General features: G+C 75.3%; 25 protein-coding genes. 15 read left to right on the forward strand and 10 right to left on the reverse strand.

All coding sequences use genetic code 11. The features are described from left to right. Positions 1 to 24: 24 nt before the first annotated feature. Positions 25 to 174, reverse strand: coding sequence for a hypothetical protein (locus ACWIX3_RS11870; RefSeq protein WP_448612268.1), 150 nt, complete (start codon positions 172 to 174; stop codon positions 25 to 27). 79 nt (positions 175 to 253) lie between these two features. Between ACWIX3_RS11870 and ACWIX3_RS11875 the strand changes: the two genes are divergently transcribed. Further along, on the forward strand, positions 254 to 628 hold the full coding sequence (locus tag ACWIX3_RS11875) for a PH domain-containing protein (protein WP_448612269.1): 375 nt from the start codon (positions 254 to 256) through the stop codon (positions 626 to 628). Positions 629 to 784: 156 nt separating this feature from the next. On the opposite strand, the gene ACWIX3_RS11880 is transcribed toward ACWIX3_RS11875, so the two are convergent. Then, positions 785 to 1,555 (reverse strand): enoyl-CoA hydratase-related protein, encoded by a 771-nt coding sequence (locus ACWIX3_RS11880; RefSeq protein ID WP_448612270.1) that lies wholly within the window; start codon positions 1,553 to 1,555, stop codon positions 785 to 787. A 50-nt stretch (positions 1,556 to 1,605) separates the two neighbouring features. On the opposite strand from ACWIX3_RS11880, the gene hemW reads away from it, so the two are divergent. Continuing rightward, positions 1,606 to 2,826 (forward strand): radical SAM family heme chaperone HemW, encoded by a 1,221-nt coding sequence (gene hemW / locus ACWIX3_RS11885; RefSeq protein WP_448612271.1) that lies wholly within the window; start codon positions 1,606 to 1,608, stop codon positions 2,824 to 2,826. Positions 2,827 to 2,976: 150 nt separating this feature from the next. On the opposite strand, the gene ACWIX3_RS11890 is transcribed toward hemW, so the two are convergent. Further along, positions 2,977 to 3,402: an SRPBCC family protein gene (locus tag ACWIX3_RS11890; protein ID WP_448612272.1), complete on the reverse strand. Its 426-nt coding sequence runs from the start codon at positions 3,400 to 3,402 to the stop codon at positions 2,977 to 2,979. Next, positions 3,399 to 3,710, reverse strand: coding sequence for an ArsR/SmtB family transcription factor (locus ACWIX3_RS11895; protein ID WP_448612273.1), 312 nt, complete (start codon positions 3,708 to 3,710; stop codon positions 3,399 to 3,401). Before ACWIX3_RS11895 ends, ACWIX3_RS11890 begins: the two co-directional genes overlap by 4 nt. 165 nt (positions 3,711 to 3,875) lie before the next feature. On the opposite strand from ACWIX3_RS11895, the gene ACWIX3_RS11900 reads away from it, so the two are divergent. Genes ACWIX3_RS11900 through ACWIX3_RS11915 form a run of 4 tightly spaced genes read left to right on the forward strand, consistent with a single transcriptional unit; the run spans position 3,876 to position 7,265 of the window. Next, a complete protein-coding gene (locus ACWIX3_RS11900) occupies positions 3,876 to 4,781 on the forward strand; it encodes an ABC transporter ATP-binding protein (protein WP_448612274.1) in 906 nt (301 codons plus the stop codon). After that, positions 4,778 to 5,533, forward strand: a complete 756-nt coding sequence (locus ACWIX3_RS11905; protein ID WP_448612275.1) for an ABC transporter permease — start codon at positions 4,778 to 4,780, stop codon at positions 5,531 to 5,533. The genes ACWIX3_RS11900 and ACWIX3_RS11905 overlap by 4 nt, the downstream gene beginning before the upstream one ends. 20 nt (positions 5,534 to 5,553) lie before the next feature. Further along, positions 5,554 to 6,663 carry a sensor histidine kinase gene (locus ACWIX3_RS11910; RefSeq protein WP_448612276.1) on the forward strand — a complete coding sequence of 370 codons (1,110 nt, stop codon included), beginning with the start codon at positions 5,554 to 5,556 and terminating at the stop codon, positions 6,661 to 6,663. Further along, positions 6,660 to 7,265, forward strand: coding sequence for a response regulator (locus ACWIX3_RS11915; RefSeq protein ID WP_448612277.1), 606 nt, complete (start codon positions 6,660 to 6,662; stop codon positions 7,263 to 7,265). Before ACWIX3_RS11910 ends, ACWIX3_RS11915 begins: the two co-directional genes overlap by 4 nt. Positions 7,266 to 7,349: 84 nt before the next feature. On the opposite strand, the gene ACWIX3_RS11920 is transcribed toward ACWIX3_RS11915, so the two are convergent. Continuing rightward, entirely contained in the window at positions 7,350 to 7,721 is a 372-nt protein-coding gene (locus tag ACWIX3_RS11920; protein WP_448612463.1) for a type II toxin-antitoxin system VapB family antitoxin, read from the reverse strand. 241 nt (positions 7,722 to 7,962) lie between these two features. On the opposite strand from ACWIX3_RS11920, the gene hrcA reads away from it, so the two are divergent. From hrcA to ACWIX3_RS11935, 3 genes are read left to right on the forward strand one after another with little or no spacing between them, the layout of a single operon-like run. Continuing rightward, positions 7,963 to 8,985 (forward strand): heat-inducible transcriptional repressor HrcA, encoded by a 1,023-nt coding sequence (hrcA, locus tag ACWIX3_RS11925; protein ID WP_448612278.1) that lies wholly within the window; start codon positions 7,963 to 7,965, stop codon positions 8,983 to 8,985. A gap of 16 nt (positions 8,986 to 9,001) precedes the next feature. Next, positions 9,002 to 10,126 (forward strand): molecular chaperone DnaJ, encoded by a 1,125-nt coding sequence (dnaJ, locus tag ACWIX3_RS11930; RefSeq protein WP_448612279.1) that lies wholly within the window; start codon positions 9,002 to 9,004, stop codon positions 10,124 to 10,126. Between the two features lie 4 nt (positions 10,127 to 10,130). Continuing rightward, complete coding sequence (locus ACWIX3_RS11935) at positions 10,131 to 10,898, forward strand: 16S rRNA (uracil(1498)-N(3))-methyltransferase (RefSeq protein WP_448612280.1); 768 nt, start codon at positions 10,131 to 10,133, stop codon at positions 10,896 to 10,898. Positions 10,899 to 11,103: 205 nt separating this feature from the next. Here the strand turns inward: ACWIX3_RS11935 and ACWIX3_RS11940 are convergent, their stop codons facing one another. Further along, on the reverse strand, positions 11,104 to 12,288 hold the full coding sequence (locus ACWIX3_RS11940) for a DUF418 domain-containing protein (protein ID WP_448612281.1): 1,185 nt from the start codon (positions 12,286 to 12,288) through the stop codon (positions 11,104 to 11,106). Positions 12,289 to 12,345: 57 nt separating this feature from the next. Here ACWIX3_RS11940 and ACWIX3_RS11945 point away from each other — a divergent pair, with 57 nt between their 5' ends. Then, complete coding sequence (locus ACWIX3_RS11945; RefSeq protein WP_448612282.1) at positions 12,346 to 12,918, forward strand: TetR/AcrR family transcriptional regulator; 573 nt, start codon at positions 12,346 to 12,348, stop codon at positions 12,916 to 12,918. Positions 12,919 to 12,937: 19 nt separating this feature from the next. Here ACWIX3_RS11945 and ACWIX3_RS11950 read toward each other — a convergent pair whose 3' ends face one another. From ACWIX3_RS11950 to ACWIX3_RS11960, 3 genes are read right to left on the reverse strand one after another with little or no spacing between them, the layout of a single operon-like run. Beyond that, on the reverse strand, positions 12,938 to 14,551 hold the full coding sequence (locus tag ACWIX3_RS11950) for a PhnE/PtxC family ABC transporter permease (RefSeq protein ID WP_448612283.1): 1,614 nt from the start codon (positions 14,549 to 14,551) through the stop codon (positions 12,938 to 12,940). After that, positions 14,548 to 15,294, reverse strand: a complete 747-nt coding sequence (locus ACWIX3_RS11955) for a phosphonate ABC transporter ATP-binding protein (RefSeq protein ID WP_448612464.1) — start codon at positions 15,292 to 15,294, stop codon at positions 14,548 to 14,550. Before ACWIX3_RS11955 ends, ACWIX3_RS11950 begins: the two co-directional genes overlap by 4 nt. Next, the gene (locus ACWIX3_RS11960) at positions 15,291 to 16,232 is read right to left on the reverse strand and encodes a putative selenate ABC transporter substrate-binding protein (RefSeq protein WP_448612284.1); all 942 of its coding nucleotides are present in this window, start codon (positions 16,230 to 16,232) and stop codon (positions 15,291 to 15,293) included. Before ACWIX3_RS11960 ends, ACWIX3_RS11955 begins: the two co-directional genes overlap by 4 nt. A gap of 322 nt (positions 16,233 to 16,554) precedes the next feature. On the opposite strand from ACWIX3_RS11960, the gene ACWIX3_RS11965 reads away from it, so the two are divergent. The 5 genes from ACWIX3_RS11965 to ACWIX3_RS11985 all read left to right on the forward strand — a co-directional run bounded on the left by ACWIX3_RS11965 (position 16,555) and on the right by ACWIX3_RS11985 (position 21,692). Next, positions 16,555 to 17,730 (forward strand): ABC transporter substrate-binding protein, encoded by a 1,176-nt coding sequence (locus ACWIX3_RS11965; RefSeq protein WP_448612285.1) that lies wholly within the window; start codon positions 16,555 to 16,557, stop codon positions 17,728 to 17,730. Between the two features lie 101 nt (positions 17,731 to 17,831). After that, positions 17,832 to 18,707 (forward strand): branched-chain amino acid ABC transporter permease, encoded by an 876-nt coding sequence (locus ACWIX3_RS11970; RefSeq protein WP_448612286.1) that lies wholly within the window; start codon positions 17,832 to 17,834, stop codon positions 18,705 to 18,707. After that, entirely contained in the window at positions 18,707 to 20,542 is a 1,836-nt protein-coding gene (locus tag ACWIX3_RS11975; protein WP_448612287.1) for a branched-chain amino acid ABC transporter ATP-binding protein/permease, read from the forward strand. Before ACWIX3_RS11970 ends, ACWIX3_RS11975 begins: the two co-directional genes overlap by 1 nt. After that, positions 20,539 to 21,288 (forward strand): ABC transporter ATP-binding protein, encoded by a 750-nt coding sequence (locus ACWIX3_RS11980; RefSeq protein ID WP_448612288.1) that lies wholly within the window; start codon positions 20,539 to 20,541, stop codon positions 21,286 to 21,288. The genes ACWIX3_RS11975 and ACWIX3_RS11980 overlap by 4 nt, the downstream gene beginning before the upstream one ends. A gap of 44 nt (positions 21,289 to 21,332) precedes the next feature. Then, complete coding sequence (locus ACWIX3_RS11985) at positions 21,333 to 21,692, forward strand: histidine triad nucleotide-binding protein (RefSeq protein WP_448612289.1); 360 nt, start codon at positions 21,333 to 21,335, stop codon at positions 21,690 to 21,692. Positions 21,693 to 21,704: 12 nt separating this feature from the next. Here ACWIX3_RS11985 and ACWIX3_RS11990 read toward each other — a convergent pair whose 3' ends face one another. After that, entirely contained in the window at positions 21,705 to 22,175 is a 471-nt protein-coding gene (locus ACWIX3_RS11990) for a TspO/MBR family protein (protein WP_448612290.1), read from the reverse strand. Positions 22,176 to 22,177 lie beyond the last annotated feature (2 nt).

Raw genomic sequence — 22,177 nt, forward strand, 5'->3', positions numbered from 1 at the left:
GCTCGACCGGCGTCCGGCCGAGCGTCAGCCGCCGGCCTGGCGCAGGAACACCTCGCGCTCGTCACTGGCGTCCGCGGCGGGGACGGGGGAGGTGTCGACACCCTCGACCGTGTCCTCGAGTCGCACGGGCTCGGGGAGGGAACGGAACCGCTCGCGCTGGTCGGGCTCGGTCATGCCCGAAGGGTCCTCCTGCCGGTGGGCCGGGAGCAAGAACACACCAAGAGTCCGTGCACCGGCGACCTACCGTGACGCGGTGATCGACTTCGGCAACGGTTCCGTCTTCAAGCTCAACCCCGCCTCCCCGCAGGAGCTCGGTCCCGAGGTGGCGCCGCTGCTCGTCCCGGGTGAGCAGGTCGTGGCCTGCTTCAGAGCCGTGCGCGACTTCGTCGTCTTCACCGACAAGCGGCTGATCGCCGTCAACGTCCAGGGCGTGACCGGCCGCAAGAAGGACTTCACCTCGCTGCCGTACAGCAGGGTGCAGGCCTTCTCGATCGAGACCGCCGGCACCCTCGACCTCGACGCCGAGCTCGACCTGTGGTTCAGCGGGCTGGGCACGGTGCGGCTGGAGTTCAGGGGCAACGCCGACATCCGCGGCCTCGGTCGGATGATCGCGGGCTACGTGCTCTGATGCGGCCCCCTGCAGGGTCCCGCCGCGGCCCCGTCCCGGGCCCCGCCGGCGCCCTGCAGGGTCCCGCCGCGAGCCTGCGAGCGGCGGGGAGCAGGGGGTCCTGCTCCGAAGGGTGGGGAGGACGGGGTCCTCCCCGGTGGGGGGCAGGGATCCTCCTCAGTCGGCCGCGGGCACCCAGCGCGCCGGGCGCTTCTCGCGGAACGCGGCGATGCCCTCCTGGCCCTCCTGGCTCGCGAAGAACCGGGCTGACAGCTCCAGCAGGTCGTCGAACCGCAACGGGGGAGTCCCCGCCCGCAGCAGCCGCTTGGTCTCGGCCAGCGCCGCCGGCGCCCCGGCGGCGAGCGCGGTCACCTGGCCGGCCACGGCGGTGTCGACCTCGTCGTCGGGCACGCGGAGGTCCACCAGGCCGCCGGCGGCCGCGGTCGCCGCGTCGAACACCTCGCCGGTCAGCATCAGCCGGTGCGCCGTGTGCGGCAGCATCCGCGGCAGCACGACGGCGGAGATGACCGCCGGCACGATGCCCAGCCGCACCTCGGAGAAGGCGAAGGTCGCCGAGGCCGCGGCGACGACGACGTCGCAGGCGGCGAGCAGCCCCACCCCACCGGCGCGGGCCGGGCCGCGGACCGCGGCCAGCACCGGCTTGGGCGAGGACCAGATCGCCTGCAGGATCTCCGGGAACTCGCGCACCCCCTGCTCCCGCGCGCCGCCTCCGGCCGCCTCCGACAGGTCCATCCCCGAGCAGAACACCCGGCCGGTGTGGTCGAGCACGACCACCCGCACCGCGTCGTCGGCGAGCGCGTCGGCCAACGCCGTCCGCAACCGGGCGCGCATCGCGCGGGAGAGCGCGTTGCGGTTGGCGGGGGAGTCCAGGGTGAGGGTCGCGATCCCCCGGGACGTCGAGACCTGCAGCACGGTGTCGTCGCTCACGACCGGGATCCTGCCCGGCCACGGCACGAGGGGGAGCACACTGGGATCAGATGAACACCGTCCTGCCGCTGCTCGAGGCCCCGCCGCGGACCCTGCAGCTCCCCGACAGCGCCCGCCAGGGGGTGGCCCGCACGCCCTTCGGGCTGTACGTGCACGTGCCCTTCTGCGCCACCCGCTGCGGCTACTGCGACTTCAACACCTACACCTCCGACGAGCTGGGCCCGGGCGCCAGTCGCAGCGAGTACGCCGGCACCGCGATCGCCGAGCTCCGGCAGGCCGCCGAGACCCTGGGCCCGGACCTGCCGACCGTCTCCACCGTCTTCGTCGGCGGCGGCACGCCCACGCTCCTGGCCGCCGAGGACCTGGCCGACGTCCTGGCCGAGGCGCGCCGGCTGTTCCCGGTCGCCCCCGACGTCGAGGTCACCACCGAGGCCAACCCCGAGACCGTGACGCCGGCGTCCCTCGCCACCCTGCGCGAGGCCGGCTTCACCCGGATCAGCCTGGGCATGCAGTCCGCGGCCGAGCACGTGCTCGCCGTCCTCGACCGGCGGCACACCCCCGGTCGCCCCGTCGAGGCCGCGAGCGAGGCCCGCGCGGCCGGGTTCGAGCACGTCAACCTCGACCTCATCTACGGGACGCCGGGGGAGACCGACGCCGACTGGGCCGCCTCGCTCGACGCCGTCCTCGCCGCCCCGGTCGACCACGTCAGCGCCTACGCCCTCATCGTCGAGGAGGGCACCCGGCTGTCCCGCCGCATCGACCGCGGCGAGCTACCCGTGCCCGACGACGACGTCCTCGCCGACCGCTACGAGCAGGCCGACGCGACCCTGCGCGCCGCAGGCTTCGACTGGTACGAGGTCTCCAACTGGGCCCGCGGCGAGGCCGCCCGCTGCCGGCACAACGAGCTGTACTGGGCCAACGCCAACTGGTGGGGCGTCGGGCCCGGCGCCCACAGCCACGTCGGCGGGCTGCGCTGGTGGAACGTCAAGCACCCCGCCGCCTACGCCGGCCGGCTGCTGCGCGGGGAGAGCCCCGTGCAGGACACCGAGCTGCTCGACGACGACGACCGCGCCCTGGAGACGGTGATGCTCGGTCTCCGCCTGCGCGAGGGGCTGCCGCTGACCGCGCTGTCGGACACCGGCCGCGCCCGCGCCGCCGACGCCGTCGTCCGCGGGCTGCTCGAGCCAGGGGCCCACACCGCCGGCCGCGCCGTCCTCACCGACCGCGGTCGCCTGCTCGCCGACGCCCTGGTCCGGGACCTCACGGACTGAGGGAGGCCCCCCTGCCCCCCACCCCTCGCAGGCTCGCGGCGGGGCCCTGCAGGGGGGTCGCCTCGTCCCCACCCTCCGCGGGCTCGGGGCGGGCGCTGCAGGGGCTGCCGTCCCCCGATCCCTCGCGAGCTCGGGGCGGTGCCCGGGACGTCAGGCCGGGGGCTCCGCTGCGACCGCGGCCAGGCGCGGCAGGACCACGTCCCGCCAGCCGGGGCCCATGCGGTCGAGCGCGTCGCGGTCCCGCTTGGTCTCGAGGTCGAAGCCGGTGTGCTGCAGCAGGAGCCGTGTCCCTCGGCCCTCGGGGACGAGCCGCCACGTGAGCGTCCAGCTCTCGTTGAACGTGTGGACGAGCAGCTCGGGCTCGACCACCTCGAGCACCTCGCACGGCACCGCACCCCAGCCGGGCATGTCGAGGTGGAACCGGTGACCGACCTGCGGGGCGATGTCCCCGGGCGCCCACCACCGGGCGAGCAACTCCGGCTCGGTGAGGGTCCGCCACACCCGGGCGGGGTCGGCGTCGACGAACTGGTCGACCTCGATGCTGCCCGTGCGGGCGCCTGCGCCGGTTCCGGTCACGTGTCCTCCTCGGCGACGTCAGCGAGCGAGCGCAGCCGCGCACGCCAGAAGTGCTCGAACGGGTGCAGCCAGTCCTCGACCTCGGCGAGCGGCCCGGCCGTGAGGTGATAGCGCCGCTGACGCCCCACCGGCTCGTCGCGGACCAGGGCAGCCCGCCGCAGCACCTGGAGGTGTTCGGCGACCGCGGGACGGCTCAGGTCGAACTGCTCGGCGAGGTCGCCCGCCGTCCGTGGTCCCTCGGCGAGGATCTGCAGGAGCCGCCGACGCACCGGATGGGCCAGCGCGAGGAAGACTCCGTCGTCGGGCACACGGCAAGAATGCGTCGGACATTCCCGACATGTCAACTCCGCCCGACACGTTCGGCCCGGGCTCCGGTCGTCGCCGGTCCCCGGGGCGACGGCTGACAGATGTCAGACGGAGATCGCGACGTCCCGCACTACTGCGGACACCTCGCTGACCAGCACGCTCGTCGCGTGCCTCCCGACGCCCTCGACATCACCGACCTGACCGTCCGCCACGGAGACGTCCTCGCCGTCGACGGCCTCGACCTGCACATCGGCCGCGGTGAGACCGTCGCGCTGCTCGGCCCCAACGGCGCCGGGAAGTCCTCCACCGTCAGCGCCGTCCTCGGGCTGCTGCGCCCGGACGCCGGCACCGTCGAGGTGCTGGGCCGTACCCCGGCCGACGCCGTCCGCGCCGGCTGCGTCGGCGCGATGCTCCAGCACGGCGGCCTGCCCGGCGAGGCGCGCGTCGGCGAGGTGCTGCACCTGGTCCGGCACAGCTACGGGCGGGCCGGGCTCGCGGGGGCGTGGCCGCTCGACGACCTGGTGGCCACCACCGGCATCGGCGGGCTCCTCGGCCGCGACGTCGACGCGCTCTCCGGCGGCCAGCGGCAGCGGGTGCTGCTGGCCCTGGCCCTGGCCGGTCAGCCGCCGCTGCTGCTGCTCGACGAGCCCACCTCGGCCATGGACGTCGAGGGCCGCCGCGCCTTCTGGACGACGATGCGCGACCTCGCCGCCCGCGGCACCACCGTCGTCTTCGCCACCCACCACCTCGAGGAGGCCGACGCCGTCGCCGACCGGGTCGTGGTCATGGCCGCCGGCCGGGTGGTCGCCGACGGACCCTCCGCCGCGATCCGGTCGGCCGTCGCCGGGCGCACCGTCCGCTTCTCCGCACCCGACGGCGCGACCTTCGACCGCGTCCCCGGCGTCACCGGCGCGAGCCGGCTGGGCGGCACGGTCGCCCTGGCCACCGCCGACGTCGAGGCCACCCTGCGAGCGCTGCTCGCCGAGGGCGTCGCGCTGACCGACCTCGAGGTCCGCGGCGCGAGCCTCGAGGACGCCGTCCTGTCCCTCACCACTCCCGGAGTCGCGCGATGAGCCCGCTGTTCGTCTTCCAGCTGCTCGTCTTCCAGCTGCGCCGGGTGGCCCGCAACCGGCAGTTCCTGTTCTTCACCGTGCTGCTCCCGGCGCTGTTCACGGTCTTCTTCACGAAGGTCTTCGCCGGGACGCCGGGCGGCGTCAGCCCCGAGCAGGCCGCGGCCACGATGGTCTCGATGATGGGCTACGGCGCGATCGGGGCGGCCCTCGGCGCGACCGTGCGGCTCTCCTTCGACCGGGCGTCGGGCTGGCTGCGCCAGCTGCGCGTCACGCCGGTGCCGCAGACGTCCGTGGTGGCCGTCGACGTGGCCGTCGGGATGCTGCTGACCCTGCCGCCGCTGGTCGTCGTCGCGCTGACCGGCCGGTTCGTCAACGGCGTGCGGCTGGCGCCCGGCGAGTGGGCCGGCCTGATCGGCGTCCTGTGGCTGGGGTCGGCGGTCTTCGTCGCGCTCGGCCTGCTGCTCGGCTGGGCGCTGGAGGAGAAGGCCGCCGGTGGGGCCGTCGGCATCGTCGGGACGGTGCTGGCCGCGCTCGGCGGGCTGTGGGTGCCGGTCGAGCTGTTCCCCTCCGGTCTGCGCGCGGTGGCGCACGGGCTGCCCTCGTACTGGTACGCCGAGACCGGCCGCGCCGCCGCGGGGGGCGATCTGCCGCCCCTCCCCGCGGTCGCCGCGCTGGTCGCGTTCGCAGCGGTGTTCGGCGCGCTGGCCGTGCTCGTGGCGCGGCGCCGCCCGCTGACCGCGGTCGCTGGCTGATGGAGCTACGGTCGGGCGCCGTGGACCCCCGCCCCCGCTGGTACCGCGTCGGCTGGGCGCTGCCCTGGCTGCTGTTCCAGTTCTTCCCGGTCGCCGACCTGGTCACCACCGACCGGCCGATCGTGGTCCGGCTGGTCGCCGGCGCCGGCCTGCTGGCCTTCACCGTCGTCTACCTCGACGTCTTCCGGCGCGCCTTCGGCGGTTGCTGGAGCGGGTCGGTGCTGGGCCGGCTGGCGGTCGTCGCGGGGCTCGGCCTGGGCCTCGCCCTCTGGATGGGGCCGTCGTGGGCCGGGCTGCTGATCTACGTGTCGGCGGCCTCGGCGGCGGCGCTGCCGCAGCGGTGGGTGTGGCCGGCCGTCGTCGCGGCGGCCGCCGCCAGCGCGGCGGTGGTCACGGTCGACGGCGAGGGAGGGCTGCTCATCCTCCCGGCGCTGTGCCTGCTGACCGCCTTCGCGCTGCGCGGCACCCGGCACCTGGTCTCGGTCAACGCCGAGCTGGCCGAGGCCCGCGAGGAGCTGGCGCGCAACGCCGTCGCCGAGGAGCGGCTGCGCTTCGCCCGCGACCTGCACGACCTGCTCGGCCACAGCCTGTCGCTCATCGCGCTCAAGAGCGAGCTGGCCGGCCGCCTCGCCGAGGCCGACCCCGCGCGGGCCAGGGCGGAGATGGCCGACGTCGAGGCCGCCGCCCGCCGCGCGCTGGCCGAGGTCCGCGACGCGGTCAGCGGCTACCGGCAGGTCAGCTGCGCCCAGGCGCTGGCAGAGGCCCGCGCAGCGCTGTCGGGCGCCGGCATCGCCGTCCGGCTGCCCGCCCGGGTGCCGACGCTGCCCGGCCCGGTCGACGCGGCACTGGGCTGGGTGGTCCGCGAGGCGACGACGAACGTGCTCCGGCACAGCGGCGCCCGCTCGGTCACCGTCACGCTCACCGAGGACGGTGCCGAGGCGGTGCTCACCGTCGCCGACGACGGTCGCGGCCCGGCCGACGACACCGAGCCGGGCTCCGGTCTCACCGGCCTCGCCGAGCGGGTGGGCGCGCTGGGCGGGGCGCTCACCGGCGGCGCCGGGCGGGAGGGCGGCTACGAGCTGCGCGCCGTCCTGCCGCTGGCGCCGGTGCCCGCCGGGGCGGCGCGGTGATCCGGGTGCTGGTGGCCGAGGACCAGTCGATGGTCCGCGGCGCGCTCCGGGCGCTGCTGGAGCTGGAGGAGGACATCACCGTCGTCGCCGAGGTCGGCCGCGGCGACGAGGTGCTCGCGGCGGCGCGGGAGCACCGTCCCGACGTCGCGCTGCTCGACATCGAGATGCCCGGCCGGGACGGCATCGAGGCGGCGCGGGAGCTGGCCGCGCAGCTGCCGGACGTGCGCGCCGTCGTGCTCACGACCTTCGGCCGGCCCGGCTTCCTGCGCCGCGCCATGGAGGTCGGCGCAGCCGGGTTCCTGGTCAAGGACGCGCCCGTCGCCGAGCTGGCCACGGCCATCCGCGCCGTCGTCGCCGGTGAGCGGGTGATCGACCGGGAACTGGCCGCCGCGGCGCTGGCCATCGGCGCCACGCCGCTGTCGACCCGGGAGGCCGACGTGCTCCGGGAGGCCGCCGACGGCGCGACCGTCGCCGACATCGCCCGCCGGCTGTTCCTCTCCGAGGGGACCGTGCGCAACTACCTGTCCTCCGCGATCGGCAAGACCGGTGCGCGCACCCGCGTCGAGGCCGCCCGCGTGGCGGCCGACAAGGGCTGGTTGTAAGAGGACCCTCCTGCCCCCCGCCACTCGCGAGCTCGCGGCGGGACCCTGCAGGAGGGCCGTTCCAGCACGTCGCGAGGGGTCCTTCTACTGCTGGAGGTCAGGCAGCGGCCGCTGGGCGGGGATCGCCGCGGTCGTGGGACCCGTCTGCTGAGCCGGGATCAGGGTGTCGAGGTCGAGCACCCGGACGTGGATGACGGTGCGCTGCTGCAGCGCGGCCCGCAGCGCGCGGTGCAGGCCGTCCTCGAGGTAGAGCTCGCCCCTCCACTGGACGGCGTGCGGGAACAGGTCGCCGTAGAAGGTGGAGTCGTCGGCGAGCAGGGTGTCCAGGGCCAGCTCGCGCTTGGTGGTGGTGAGGGTGTCCAGCCGGATCTGCCGCGGCGGGATCATCGCCCAGTCCCGCGTCGACAGCCCGTGGTCGGGATAGGGCCGGCCGTTCCGGACCGCCTTGAAGATCAGGGGATCGACCTCCGCTCTACGCCGCCCGGTGCGGGCGCTGGACCGTCGGCCACCCTATCGGGCGACGCCCGCGGAGGGTGCCACGAGCCTCGTCCGCTCCGCGACGGGACCGCCGTCCCGACGTATGCTGATCTGGCACTCTGTCCGCGCGAGTGCCAGCGCCCGCGACCCGTCGTCCGGGCGCCGGGGGCTCCGGGAGGAGCGCCGCCCGACGCGTCGACCGGTACGGGGAGGTGTCACCGTGGCGCACGACGAGCGCCGCCTGCAGGTCCTGCGGGCGATCGTCCAGGACTACGTCTCGACCAACGACCCGGTGGGCAGCAAGGCCCTCGCCGAGCGGCACGACCTCGGCGTCTCGCCGGCCACCATCCGCAACGACATGGCCGTGCTCGAGGAGCAGGGCTACATCACCCAGCCGCACACGAGCGCCGGCCGGGTGCCCACCGACAAGGGCTACCGGCTGTTCGTCGACCGGCTCTCGGCGGTCAAGCCGCTGTCGGTGGCGGAGAAGCGGGCGATCGAGCGCTTCCTCGACGGCGCGGTCGACCTGCACGACATCCTCAGCCGGACGGTGCGCCTGCTGGCCCAGCTGACCCACCAGGTCGCCGTCGTCCAGTACCCGACGCTGTTGCGCAGCGCCGTCCGCCACCTCGAGGTGGTGCAGGTGGCCACCGCCCGGCTGCTGCTGGTGCTGATCACCGACACCGGCCGGGTGGAGCAGCGGCTGGTCGAGTGCCCGCTCGACGTCGACCGCGACGACGTCGCAGAGCTGCGCGCGCTGCTCAACCAGAGTTTCGCCGGAGCCCAGCTCGCCGACGCCGCCGCCCTGGTGCCCGACCTGCTGGAGACCGCGCCGCCGCACCTGCGCCGGCTGGTCGCCGCCATCGGTGCCGTCCTGGTCGAGACGCTGGTGGAGCCCGGGGAGGACCGCCTCGTCGTCGGGGGGACGGCGAACCTCGCGCAGGTCGCGGTCGACTTCCCGGGCAGCCTGCGCCCGCTGCTGGAGGCGCTGGAAGAACAGGTCGTCGTCCTGCGGTTGATCAGCGAGGTGGACACCGGGGGCGCCGTGCTCGTGCGGATCGGCGAGGAGAACGCCCACGAGGCGCTCTCCGGCGCGTCGGTGGTCTCCGTGGGGTACGGCTCGGGGGACCGCGCCCTCGGCGGACTGGGCATCGTCGGCCCCACCCGCATGGACTACCCGACCAACATGGCCGCGGTGCGCGCCGTGGCCCGCTACGTCGGCCAGATCCTGGCCGAGAGCTGAGGTAAGAGACTTCTCGATGGCAACCGACTACTACGGCGTGCTGGGCCTGTCCCGCGGAGCCTCCGACACCGAGATCAAGAAGGCCTACCGGAGGCTGGCCCGGGACCTGCACCCGGACGTCAACCCCGACCCCGGGGCCAAGGAGCGCTTCCAGGAGGTCAGCCGCGCCTACCAGGCGCTGACCGACCCGGAGAAGCGCCGCATCGTCGACCTCGGCGGCGACCCCTTCGACAACGGCGCAGGAGCCGGGACCGGCGGCTTCGGCGGGGCCGGCTTCGGCGGTCTCGGCGACATCATGGACGCCTTCTTCGGCGGCGGGGCGACCACCCGCGGCCCGCGCAGCCGGGTCCGTGCCGGCGGTGACGCGCTGATCCGTCTCGACCTCGACCTCGACGAGACGGTGTTCGGGACCACCAAGGACATCACCGTCGACACCGCCGTCCTCTGCGACGGGTGCACCGGCGCCGGCACCGCGCCCGGCACCCACCCGACCACGTGCACCACCTGCTCGGGCCGCGGTGAGGTGCAGAGCGTGCAGCGCTCCTTCCTCGGCCAGGTGGTGGCGACCCGCCCGTGCCCGACCTGCGCTGGTACCGGCCAGGTCATCCCCGAGCCCTGCCCCAAGTGCGGCGGCGACGGGCGCGTGCGGGCCCGGCGGACCATCCCGGTCAAGGTGCCGGCCGGTGTCGAGGACGGCATGCGCATCCGCCTCACCGGCCACGGTGAGGTCGGCCCCGGCGGCGGGCCCGCCGGCGACCTGTACGTGGAGATCGCCGAGCGGCCGCACGACGTCTTCACCCGGGACGGCGAGGACCTGCACTGCCGGGTCACCCTGCCGATGACCGCCGCCGCGCTCGGCACCACCCTCACCCTCGAGACCCTCGACGGTCAGGAGGAGGTCGACATCCGGCCGGGCACCCAGTCCGGCAGCGTGCTCACCCTGCGCGCCAAGGGTGCCCCGCGGCTGCGGGCCACCGGCCGCGGCAACCTGATGGTGCACGTGGAGGTCGAGACGCCGACCCGCCTGGACGCCGAGCAGGAGAAGCTGCTGCGCGAGCTGGCCTCCTTGCGCGGCGAGGACCACCCGGCCGCCGCCGGTGCCGAGGGCCACGGCGGCCTCTTCTCCCGGCTGTTCAAGTGATCCCATGAGCACCGTCCCCACCGACGACCGGCCGCCCGAGCTGGACGGTGCCCCGCTGTTCCTGCTCGACGAGCTGCCCGACGCCGTCGACCTGCTGGTCGACGGCGCCGAGGGCCGGCACGCCGTCGACGTGCTGCGGCTGGCGCCGGGCGAGCGGGTGCGCGTGGGCGACGGCCGCGGCAGCGTCGCCGAGGGCGAGGTGGTCGCCGCCGGGCCGCAGGGCCTGCGGGTGCAGGTCTCGGCCCGGCACGAGGTGCCGCCGCCGGCCCTGGAGCTGGTGCTGGTGCAGGCGCTGCCCAAGGGGGAGCGCGGAACGCTGGCCGTCGAGCTGGCCACCGAGCTCGGGGTCGACCGGATCGTGCCGTGGGCGGCGTCGCGCTGCGTGACCCGCTGGCGGGAGGACCGCGCGGCCAAGGGGGTGGCCAAGTGGCGCGCCGCGGCCCGGGCGGCCAGCAAGCAGTCCCGCCGTCCCCGCGTGCCCGAGGTCACCGACGTGCTGACCACCCGCCAGGTGTGCGGCGCCCTGGCCGACGTCGACCTCGCCCTGGTGCTGCACGAGCAGGCCCGCCACCCGGTGGCCCGCGTCGACCTGCCGACGTCGGGTTCGATCGCGGTGATCGTCGGCCCCGAGGGCGGGCTCAGCGACGGCGAGGTGGTCGCCCTGGCCGCCGCCGGCGCCCGCCCGGTGCGGCTCGGCCCGGAGGTGCTGCGCACCTCGACCGCCGGCGCCGCCGCCCTCGCCGCGCTGTCGGTCCGCACCCGCTGGGCCTGACGCGGTCGACATCGTCGGCCTACCGGCCGACACCGCGGCCAGGTGCCGTTCCCGACCTGCGCTGAGCTCCACCGTCGCACCCGCCGAGGACCCTCCGGGCCCATCGACGGGCCCGACACCACGGCCAGGCGCCGTCCCCGACGTCGGCGGACCACGCACCTCCGCCGTGACGCGTCGTGCACCGTCACGGCAGGCATCAGGTGGATCAGCGGCCGCCGGTCAGGGCCCGGTACGAGGAGTGCCACAGCCACTCCACCGGGCCGCGGTCGAAGCGGCGCAGCCACAGGTGGGCGAACGCGACGACGACGGCGACCACCGCCAGGTAGACGGCGATCGTCGCCGGCACGCGGACGCCGGGGTCCAGTCGCGACGCCAGGCCGAGACCCCAGCCGTAGCAGAGCGCCGAGGCGACGACGTTCTGCAGCACGTAGCTGCTCAGCGCCATCCGCCCGACGTCGGCCAGGCGCCGCCCGGGTGCGCCGAGATGCCGGCGCCGGTCGATCACCTCGACCACCAGGGCCAGCAGGCCGAGGGCGACCAGCGGCGCCGTGCCGTACCGGGCCAGCAGCAGCCCGGCCGTGCCGCCGAACACCCCGAGCGCCAGGTCGACCGGCAGGGCCGCCGCGCCGACGAGGAGCAGTCTGCGGCGCAGGCCGGCGCCCTCGGGAGCGAGCACGCCGGCCCGCAGCAACCGGGCGCCCAGCAGGAACACCGCCACCGACATGGCCTGGATGAACACCGGCTCGATCCGGAACAGCAGGGCCTGGTCCACCCGGAGCAGCACGAGGTCCCACCACGACCCGTCGGCATAGGGGTTCGGCAGGACGACATGGGCAGCCGGCTGCGCAGGGACGGCGGTCAGCGCGGCCGTGACCAGGCCGAGCAGGACGACGTGCACGCCGGCGGCCACGACCATCCAGGTGCGCTGGGCGCGCTCGCTGGTGACGAGGACGTAGGCCACGACGGCCCCGGTGACGGCGTAGCCCATGAGGACGTCGAACTCGACGACCAGCAGGTAGTGCAGGACCCCGTCCAGGAACAGCAGCGCGGCGCGGACCGGGTACCGGCCGGGCCAGCGACGTCCCGCCCGCAGCGCCGACCGGCGCTGGATCTCCAGTCCGATGCCGAACATCAGCGTGAGCAGCCCGAGGAACTTCCCCTGGGCGAGCTGCTGGAGCAGCGCCTCCACCCACGCCCAGCCGGCCGGGGTGGTGGCCGCGGTGTCCCCGAGGAGGTAGCCGATGAAGCCGGCGGGGTCGGTGAAGATCCAGACGTTGGTGGCCAACGTGCCGAGGATCGCCACACCGCGCAGCACGTCCAGCGACACGATGCGGGCGGACGACGTCGCCGCGGGCAGGGGGGTGGTGCGCGGGGGGATGCGCGTGGCCATGGCCGAGCAGCGTAGCCATACGATCGTATGGTCGTCGAGGATGTGACCATGTCGGGTGTGGACGAACCCTCCGACCGCCTCCTCACCTGCGTGCTCGACCTGCTGGTGACGGAGGGCTACGAGGGCATCAGCATCCGGCGGGTGGCGAGCGCCGCCGGGGTGTCGATCGGGGCGGTGCAGCACCACTTCCCGACCAAGGACGCCCTGCTGGCCGCGGCCATGGACCGCGTCTCCCGGCAGTTCGAGGAGCGGCTGGACCGGCGCATCGCGCCGGGGGCCGGACCCGCGGAGGTGCTCCGCGCGGTCGCCCACGAGCTGGTGAGCACCGGGGAGGAACGCCGTCCGGCCAGCGTGATCTGGCTCGTGCGCCTCGCGCGCGCCGCCGTCCACGAGCCGACCGCAGCCGTGCACCGTCGGGAGTGGCAGCAGGTCGAGGACCTCCTCGCGCACCTGATCGCGGCTGCCCGTCCTGACCTCGCCGAGCAGGCGGCCCGGGACGAGGCGACGGTGCTGCTGGCGTTGCTGGACGGGCTGGCCGGAGCGGTCGCCGTCGAGCCCGGCCGGGTGCCGGCAGCACGGGCCGAGGCGCTGGTGGCCCGGCACCTCGACGTCCTCGTGGGTCCCGCCTGAGCCGCGGTGGGCCGGACGCTCAGCGCAGAGCGGCGCGGGCGCGGTCGCTGACCACGTCGACGGCCCAGGTCAGGACGACGACCGCGGCCAGCACGGTGGTCACCGCGGCCCAGTCGAAGGTCGCCAGCTCGGAGGCGAGCACCGCACCGAGCCCGCCGGCACCCAGCAGCCCGACCAGCACCGTGTCGCGGACGGCGACCTCCCACCGGTAGAGGGTGTGGGCCAGCACCGGCCCGGCCGCCTGGGGCAGCACCCCGTACAGCCACGCACCCGCCGGCCGGGCGCCCAGCGCGGTCAGCGCCGCCCGTGGTCGGGGGTCGAGCTCCTCGGTCGCCTCCGCCGCCAGCCGGCCCAGCACCCCCAGCGTGTAGACGCCGAGCGCCAGGGCGCCGGGCAGCACCCCGGGCAGCAGCACGAAGAGCAGCACCAGCGCCCACACCGGCGGTGGCACCGCGCGCAGCAGGAGCAGCCCGCCGCGCAGCAGCGCACCGGTGACCCGCCGTGCGGGAGTCGGCCGCCCGGCCGGCCGCGCCGCCGGGCCGGCCAGCAGCAGGGCCCCCAGCAGCGCGACGGCGACCGCGATGACCGACGTCTGCACCGTGTCCACCGCCGACGCGCCGACCGTGCGGAGCAGGTCGCCGCCGGTGGCCGGCGGCCAGGCCGCGTCCAGCACGTAGGTCAGCTGGGCGACGGTGCGCTCGGACACCAGGGACGCCGGCGACAGCGCCAGGTACCAGCAGGACCACCCCACCAGGACGGCGGTGCCGACGACGGCCGCGGTCGGCACCGGGTCCCGGCGGGCGGAGGACGGCGGCGCGGCCAGTCGCCGGCGCAGCGCCCGCCCGGCGACCTCGGCGAGAAGGCAGAGCAGCGACAGCGCGTAGACCGCGCTCCACACCTGCTCCCAGCGCAGCGACGTGAACGACAGCGCCAGCTGGTAGCCCAGTCCGCCGGCGCCGACCATGCCGAGGACGACGGCCGAGCGGACCGCGCACTCCAGCCGGTAGAACGCGTACGAGAGCAGCCCGCCCGCGGCCGGCGGCAGCAGTCCGTAGAGCGCGGCCGCCGTGCGCCCGGCCCCCACGGCGAGCAGCGCCCGGTACGCCCCCCGCGGGACCTCGTCGACCAGGTCGGCGAGCACCTTCGCGGTCACCGCGCCGTAGGGCAGCCCGATCGCCAGCACGCCCACCCACGGGTCCAGCCCGAGCAGGTTGACCAGCAGCAGCCCCCACACCGCCTCGTGCAGCCCCCGCGGGACGGCGAGCACACCGCGGACGGCCAGCCAGCCGGCCCGGCGCCGTCCCCACGTGGTGCGCGAGACCAGCACCGCACCGGCCGCTCCCAGGGCGAGCGCCAGCGCGGTGCCGGCCGCGGCGTAGGCGACGGTGACCAGCGCGGAGCGGGCGAGGACGCCGAGGAAGGCCGCGTCCACCGCGGGCTGCACTGCGGCAGAGGCGAACCGGCCGAGCTGCGCCGTCCCGCCGGGGTTGAGGACGTCTCCGGTGAACAGCCCGGCGCCGGCCAGCGACCAGACGAGCACCGCCGCCGCGCCCAGACCCCAGGCCCAGCGGCGCCGGTCCCGGCGCAGTGGGAGCGCGGCCGGCCGGACCGGACGGTCCAGGCTCCGGGTCACGACGCCGCCCCGTAGAGCTCCGCGAGGTCGGCGGCCGACAGCGCGGCCACCGGGGCGTCGAGCACCACCCGCCCCCCGGCCAGCCCCACCACCCGGTCGCAGTGCCGCCGCACCAACCCGGAGTCGTGCAGCGCCGCGACCAGGGCGCCGCCGCGGGCCGTCGCCAGCTCGCCGAGCAGCGTCAGCGCCCGGTCGGCGAGCACCGGGTCGAGGGCGGACGCCGGCTCGTCGGCCAGCACGAGATCGGGCTGCTGGACCAGCAGGCGCGCGAGCGCCACCCGCTGCCGCTGGCCGCCGGAGAGCCGCTCGGTGCGCTCGAAGGCGCGGTCGGCCAGGTCCACCCGCTGCAGCGCGGCCAGCACCTCCGGCAGCCCCTGCGGGCGCACCAGCGACCAGGCGGCCCGGGCCGCCGACCAGTCCGCCAACCGGCCGGCGTTGACGTTGTGCACCACGCGCAACCGGCCGACGAGCTCCAGCGACTGGTGCACGGTGCCCACCCGGGCCAGCAGCCGGCGCCGGTCCCGGCCGGACAGCCCCGCGGGGTCGGCGCCGAGCACCCGCACGGTGCCGGCGGTGGGCGGCACCGAGCCGTTGGCCAGCGCGAGCAGCGTGGACTTGCCCGCCCCCGAGGCGCCGACGAGGGCGACCCGCTCGCCGGGACCGACCGCGAGATCGACCCCGGCCAGCGCCGTCGTCCCGCCGTACCGGACCGTGACGTCGTCCAGCCGCAGGACGGCGCTCAGCTGACCAGCCCCAGCTCGCGGCCGATCTCCTCGATCCGGTCGTGGTCCGACGTCCGCGCCGGCACGAACGCCCCGGCGCCGAAGAGCTCCAGCACCGGGGAGCCGGCGGGCAGGCCCGTGAAGAAGTCGAGCAGCCGGTCCCGGAGGTTCGGGACGCCGGTCCGGGCGGCGGCGCGGGGGCCGAGCAGCCAGTGGTAGTCGGAGTACGGCGGGCTCTCGGCGTAGCGCACGACCGCCGGGTCGACCGCGCCCTGCTCGGTGCGCGACCGCCAGACCTGGGCGTTGAGCACCCCGGCCTGGTAGGTGCCCGAGGCGACCAGCGCGAGCGTCGCGTCGTGCGAGCCGGAGAAGCCGGGACCGCCCGGGAAGCCCTGCGGGTCGACGCCGGCCTCGCGCAGGAACCACGCGGGCATCAGCCGGCCCGACGTCGAGGTCTCGCTGCCGTACGTGAACCGCAGCGGCGCCAGCGCGGTCAGGTCGTCGGACGGCGCCAGCCCGGTGCCCGCGTTGACCACGAAGACGGAGGTGAACGCCTCGTCGATGTCGCGCTGGGCGACCGGTTCGGCGCCGGGGGTCTGCAACCGGGCCTGGACGCCGGTGAGCCCGCCGAACCAGACCAGGTCGAGGTCGCCGGTGCGGAAGAGGGAGACGGCGGCGGCGTAGTCGGTGACCGGCGCGTACTCGACCTCGATGTCGAGCGCTGCGGCCACCGCGTCGGCGACGGTGCCGTGGAGGCGCTGCAGGACGTCGGGGTCCTGGTCGGGGATGGCGCCGATGCGCAGCGCGCCGGGGGAGGGCGAGGCGGCGGAACGGCCGCAGCCGGTCACCGCGGCGGCGAGGGCGACGCCGGCGCCGGCCAGCAGGGTGCGGCGGGAGAGGGAGGTCGGCAGGGGCTGGACTCCGGGGCCACCCGACCGGGCGGCACGTCGACTGCCCACTACGTCCTCGAGCAGGGGTGCGGAGCGGACACGGGAGACCTCCGGGAGACGGGAACGGGGCCCCCATCCTGTACCGCGCGTGGCCCTGCCGCGCCGGACGGTCCCGGCCGCGACCGTCCCAGGTCACGTTCTGGGCACGGTGGTCCGGCCCCGCGACGGACCACCGCCCGCAGGTGCTTACTGTGTCGGCTGCCACGGGTCGCCCGGACACCGGCCGGCCCCACGACGTCCGCGCGGAGGGGCCCGGTCCCCGGCCGGTCGCCGGGCCGCGACGCGGATCCGCCGGGCCGGCGCGGCCGCCGTGCACGACCAGGGGAGAGACATGCGCGTTTCGTTCAGCACCGCCGCCGCGGCCACCGCGGCGGCCTTCGTCCTCGCCTCCTGCGGCTCCGGCGACGGCGGCGGCGGTACGGCTGCCTCGGGCGAGCTCAGCGGCGAGGGCGCCGGGGACTCCTGCGCCATCGAGGGCGAGGTGCCCATCGGCGCCGTGCTGAGCCTGACCGGCGCCGCGGCCAGCTACGGCGAGTCCCAGCAGCGCGGGCTGGAGCTGGCTGCCGCGCAGCTGGCCGAGAAGGGCGGCGTCACCTACGACCTGCGGATCGAGGACGACCAGACCGACCCGCGGCAGGGCATCACCCTGTTCGACCAGTTCGTGTCCGACGGCGTGAGCCTCATCATCGGTCCCACCCTGTCCAACGCCGCGGTGCAGGCCGACCCGATCGCCCAGGAGGCGGGGGTCCCGGTGCTGGGCATCTCGAACACCGCCGCCGGCGTCACCGAGATCGGCGACTACATCTTCCGGAACTCGCTCACGGAGCAGGCGGTGATCCCGCAGACCATCGCCGCGGCCACCGAGGAGTTCGGCCTGCAGGACGTGGTCGTGATGTACAGCAACGACGACGCGTTCACCGAGTCCGGCTACCAGGCTTTCGCGGCCGCGCTGGAGGAGCAGGGCGTCACGGTCAGCGAGACGATCACCTTCTCCAAGGCCGACACCGACTTCCGCGCCCTGCTCACCCAGGCCCAGCAGAGCGACCCCGACGCGATCGTCGTCTCGGCGCTGATCGAGGCCGCGATCCCGCTGGTGACCCAGGCCCGCGAGCTGGGCATCGACGTGCCGATCATCGGTGGCAACGGGTTCAACAACCCGCGCCTGATGGCCGACGCCGGTCAGGCGGCCGAGGGCGTCGTCGTCGGTGCGGCCTGGAACTCCGCCTCCCAGAACCCCGAGAACACCGCCTTCCTGGCGGACTTCGAGGCCGAGTACGGCGCCCAGCCCGACCAGTTCGCCGCCCAGGCCTACGCCGGCCTGATGCTCGTCGACCACGCCGTCCGCGCCAACTGCGCCGCCGACCGCGAGAGCCTCAAGCAGGCGCTCGGCGAGCTGGAGAACGTCCCGACCGTGCTCGGGGAGTTCTCCATCGACGAGAACCGGGACGCCGTCCACCCGGCCGTCGTGCAGGTCGTCCGCGACGGGACGTTCGCCGTCCTGGAGTGACCGGGCAGCCCCCTCCGGCCGGGTGACCGGCCGGAGGGGCCTCCCGGTGCCTCCCGCGCGGGTGGGCCGGTACCCGCACACCCCACCAGACAGGAACGGCTGTGCAGCAGCTCCTCAACGGCATCTTCATCGGTTCGATCTACGCGCTGTTCGCCATCGGTTTCACCCTGGTCTTCGGGATCCTGGACCGGTTGAACCTGGCTCACCCCGCGGTGTTCGCCGCCTCGGCCTTCGTGGGCATCGAGCTGGTCGAGCGGGGCGGGCTGTCGCTCTGGGCGGCGCTGCCCGTCGTGTTCGTCTTCGGCGCGGTGCTCGGCCTGGTGATCGAGCGGCTGGCGTTCCGGCCGCTCAAGGGCCGGGCCGACGCGCACTTCGCGGGGCTGATCTCCTCGATCGCCCTGGCGGGGATGCTGATCGCCCTGCTGCAGTGGCGCTACGGCCCGGACACCCGCCGGTTCCCGCCCGGGTCGTTCCCCGACACCCGGTACGAGGTCGCCGGCGCGCAGGTGACCCTGGCGCAGGTGGTCATCCTGGGCGTCTCGCTCGCCCTGATGGTGGGGCTCACCTACATGGTCACCCGGACCCGACTGGGCCGGGGCATGCGCGCCGTCGCGGAGAACCCGACCGCGGCCCGCGTGCTCGGCGTCAACGTCGACCGGATCACCGCCGTCACGTTCGCCATCTCCTCGGCGCTGGGGGCGGTCGCCGGCGTGCTGTTCGCCATCAACGTGAACACCGCACAGCTCGGCATGGGCTCGGCCATCGAGCTCAAGGGGTTGGCCGTCATCATCGTCGGCGGCATGGGCTCGCTGCCCGGGGCGCTGATCGGCGGGCTCGTGCTGGGGCTGGCCGAGGTGTTCGCCGTCCAGTACATCGGGTCGTCCTGGCGTGACGTGATCGCCTTCGGGCTGCTGTTCCTGATCCTGCTGGTGCGCCCGCAGGGCCTGCTCGGCGCCCGCAAGGTGCGGGAGGTCTGATGCTCGCGCAGTACGCCACCACGCTGACCTTCATCGCCCTCGGTGCTGTCTTCGCCTACTCCTTCTACGCCGTCCTGATCGCCGGCCAGCTGAGCCTGGGCCAGGCCGGGTTCGCCTCCGTGGCGGCCTTCTCGGCCGCCACCCTCGCCCCCAGCGGGGACGACGTCGGCGACGTGCCCGCGTTGCTGGTCGCCGTCGTCATCGGCATGGCCGTCGGCGCACTGGGCGCCGTCGTGCTCGGCCTGCCGACGATGCACCTGAGGGGCGTATTCCTCGCCATCGCCACGCTGGGGTTCGCCGAGGCGGTGCGCGTCGTGCTGCTCAACCAGGAGTGGACCGGTGGTGCGCAGGGGCTCGCGGTGCCCCGCATCCTCACCGTCGGGATGGCGTGGACGGCGCTGGCCGTGGTCGCCTACTGGTTCTGGCGGATGGGCCCCTCCCGCTATGGCCGGGCGCTCGAGGCGATCCGCGAGGACGAGCTCGCCGCGCGGTCCATGGGCATCGACGTGGGCCGCCACCGGCTCGCCACCTTCGTCACCTCCGGCGCCGTGGCCGGCCTGTACGGCGTGCTCTTCGCCTACTACGTGCGGCTCATCGCACCCGGTGACTTCGACTTCACCGCTGCCGTGGACGGCCTGGTCACGGCCGTGGTCGGCGGCTCCACCATGTTCCTCGGCCCGCTGCTGGGCAGCGGGTTCCAGACGGCGATCCCCGAGATCCAGCGGGCGGTGGGGGTGGAGGCGGGGTGGATCCGTCCCTTCCTCGCCGGCTTGCTGCTCCTCGTGGTGATCCTCTTCCTGCCGGGTGGGCTGACCAGCCTGATCCCGCGGCGCACCCGGGTCCCGTCGTCGCCGGGAGGCCGGGGGGAGGGCAGCGATCCCGCGCCACGCCTCGCCTCCCGCCGCCACCCGGCGGCCGGGGAGACGGTGGTCAGCCTGACCGGCCTGGCCAAGGAGTACGGCGGGGTGCACGCCGTCCGGGGCATCGACCTGGAGGTCCGCAGCGGCGAGGTCGTCGGCCTGATCGGTCCGAACGGCGCGGGCAAGACCACCCTGGTGAACATGATCAGCGGCCTGGTGCCGCCCAGCTCGGGCAGTGCCACGGTCCTGGGGACGACGATCGGGCGGACCCCCGTGCACCAGCTGGCGGCGGCCGGGGTGAGCCGCACCTTCCAGCACTCCAAGCTGTTCAACCGGCTGTCGGCGCTGGAGAACGTGCTCGTGGGGGCGCACCTGGCCAGCCGCCCCACCTTCCTGCGCCGGCTGCTGTGGCTGCCCTCGGCCCGGCGCGACGAGCGGGCGGCCCTCGAGCACGCGGCCGGCTGCCTGCGGCGGGTGGGGCTCGGGGACCTGGCCGGCAACCGGGCGTCGTCGCTGTCCTACGGCGACCAGCGCCGGCTGGAGATCGCCCGTGCGCTGGCCTCGGAGCCCTCCCTGCTGATCCTCGACGAGCCGGCGGCCGGCATGAACCACGTCGAGGCGGCGACCCTGTCCGAGCTCATCCGGTCGCTGGCCCGGGACGGGTTGACGATCCTGTTCATCGAGCACAACGTCGGCATGGTCCTGGAGACCTGCACGCGGGTCGTCGTCCTCGACTTCGGGGAGGTCATCGCCAGCGGCTCGCCGGCGGAGATCGCCGCCGACCCGGCCGTGATCGAGGCCTATCTCGGATCAGGCGACGACCAGGCGGCCGGTGGGTCGGTCGCCGACGGGTCCCTGCCCGGCCCGACCGGGGGCAGCGGGAACGGCACCGCGCCCGGCGCCGTCACCAACGTGAACCCGAGCGCGGCCGGCACGCTGGATCCCCCGGACACCACCTCGAGGAACGCGACATGAGCAACCCCATCCTGGACGTGGACGGCCTGCGGGTCAGCTACGGGCGGGTCGAGGCCGTTCGCGGGGTCTCCTTCTCGGCCGAGCAGGGCTCGCTGGTGACGCTGGTCGGAGCCAACGGCGCCGGGAAGTCGTCGGTCATCAACGCCGTCTCGGGGATGCTGCGCCCGGCGGGCGGGCGGATCACCCTCGAAGGACGCGACGTGACCCGGACGCCGGCCCACAAGCTGGTGGGCCGCGGGCTGGTGCAGGTCCCGGAGGGGCGGCAGATCCTGTCCACGCTGACCATCGAGGAGAACCTCCAGATGGGCGCGTGGCACACCGGCGGGAGCGCCCAGCGGTCCATGGACGCGGTGTACGACCGCTTCCCGGTGCTGGCCGAGCGCCGCACCCTGCCCGCCGGGGCGCTCTCCGGTGGTGAGCAGCAGATGCTCGCCATCGCCCGCGCCCTGGTGGCCGCGCCGACGGTCATGCTGATGGACGAGCCGTCCATGGGCCTCGCTCCCAAGATCGTCGACGAGGTGTTCCGGGTCATCGAGGAGATCCGGGCGTCGGGCACCACCGTGGTGCTCGTCGAGCAGAACGCCCGCCGGGCGCTCCGCGCAGCCGACCACGGCTACGTGTTGCAGAGCGGCGAGATCGTCCACTCCGGTCCGGCGGCCGGACTGCTCGCCGACGAACGGATAGTGCAGGCCTATCTCGGGGTCGAGAGCCCGCCCGGCCCGGCCCCGTCCAGAGGCTCGCCGTGAGCCTGCGAGCGGTGAGGAGGACGGGGTCCTCTTAGGGTCTGCGCGTGACCGACTGCATCTTCTGCCGCATGGTCGCCGGCGAGATCCCCGCCGACGTCGTGCACGAGACCGACCGGACGCTGGCCTTCCGGGACATCAACCCGCAGGCGCCCACCCACGTGCTGGTGGTCCCCAAGGACCACCACCCGACGGCGGCCGCGCTGGCGCAGGCCGATTCCGACCTGCTCGGCGCCGTCGTCCGCGCGGCGGGGGCGGTCGCGGTCCAGGAGGGCCTGGCCACCGAGGACGGCGTCGAGCCCGGCTACCGCGTCGTCACCAACACCGGTCCCGCGGCCGGGCAGACCGTGCACCACGTGCACCTGCACGTCCTCGGCGGGCGGCACCTGAACTGGCCGCCCGGCTGAGCGACGGCCCGCTCAGCGCGGGTTGCGGCGGGCGATCGCCGCGGTGAGCGCGGCCGCGAACGACGTCCACGCCGCGTAGGGGACCAGGGCCGCGCCGGCCCGGCGGTCGAGCACCCACGACCGCCGGGTCAGGTCGGCCGTCGACGCGGCCAGCAGCACGGCCTCGGCGGTGGCGGCCGCCGGTCGCCGGGCACGGAAGAACAGCCAGGTCCAGCCGGCGTTGAGCGCCAGGTTGGCCAGGTAGGCACGCAGGTACCGGCGCCGCTCCTCCCGGCCGCCGGCTGCCAGTGACCGGCCGCCGGCCAGCGCCAGCAGGACGTACAGCGCCGTCCACACCGGGCCGAAGGCGGACGCCGGCGGTTGCCACGGCGGCTTGTCCAGCCCGCGGTACCAGCGGGTGCCGGGAGCCGTGCCGATCCCGCCGAGGACGGCGGTGGCGGTCACGGCGGCCGACGACAGCGCATACGGGGATCGGTCGCTCATGC

This window comes from Geodermatophilus sp. URMC 60 (assembly GCF_053502585.1).

What these genes read in the sequence shown, in the direction of transcription:
- dnaJ (WP_448612279.1), top strand. Translation starts at nt 9,002, where the DNA reads ATGGCAACCGACTACTACGGCGTGCTGGGCCTGTCCCGCGGAGCCTCC.
- ACWIX3_RS11870 (WP_448612268.1), bottom strand. Translation starts at nt 174, where the DNA reads ATGACCGAGCCCGACCAGCGCGAGCGGTTCCGTTCCCTCCCCGAGCCC.
- ACWIX3_RS11990 (WP_448612290.1), bottom strand. Translation starts at nt 22,175, where the DNA reads ATGAGCGACCGATCCCCGTATGCGCTGTCGTCGGCCGCCGTGACCGCC.
- hemW (WP_448612271.1), top strand. Translation starts at nt 1,606, where the DNA reads ATGAACACCGTCCTGCCGCTGCTCGAGGCCCCGCCGCGGACCCTGCAG.
- ACWIX3_RS11905 (WP_448612275.1), top strand. Translation starts at nt 4,778, where the DNA reads ATGAGCCCGCTGTTCGTCTTCCAGCTGCTCGTCTTCCAGCTGCGCCGG.
- ACWIX3_RS11935 (WP_448612280.1), top strand. Translation starts at nt 10,131, where the DNA reads ATGAGCACCGTCCCCACCGACGACCGGCCGCCCGAGCTGGACGGTGCC.
- ACWIX3_RS11980 (WP_448612288.1), top strand. Translation starts at nt 20,539, where the DNA reads ATGAGCAACCCCATCCTGGACGTGGACGGCCTGCGGGTCAGCTACGGG.
- ACWIX3_RS11975 (WP_448612287.1), top strand. Translation starts at nt 18,707, where the DNA reads ATGCTCGCGCAGTACGCCACCACGCTGACCTTCATCGCCCTCGGTGCT.
- ACWIX3_RS11965 (WP_448612285.1), top strand. Translation starts at nt 16,555, where the DNA reads ATGCGCGTTTCGTTCAGCACCGCCGCCGCGGCCACCGCGGCGGCCTTC.
- ACWIX3_RS11940 (WP_448612281.1), bottom strand. Translation starts at nt 12,288, where the DNA reads ATGGCCACGCGCATCCCCCCGCGCACCACCCCCCTGCCCGCGGCGACG.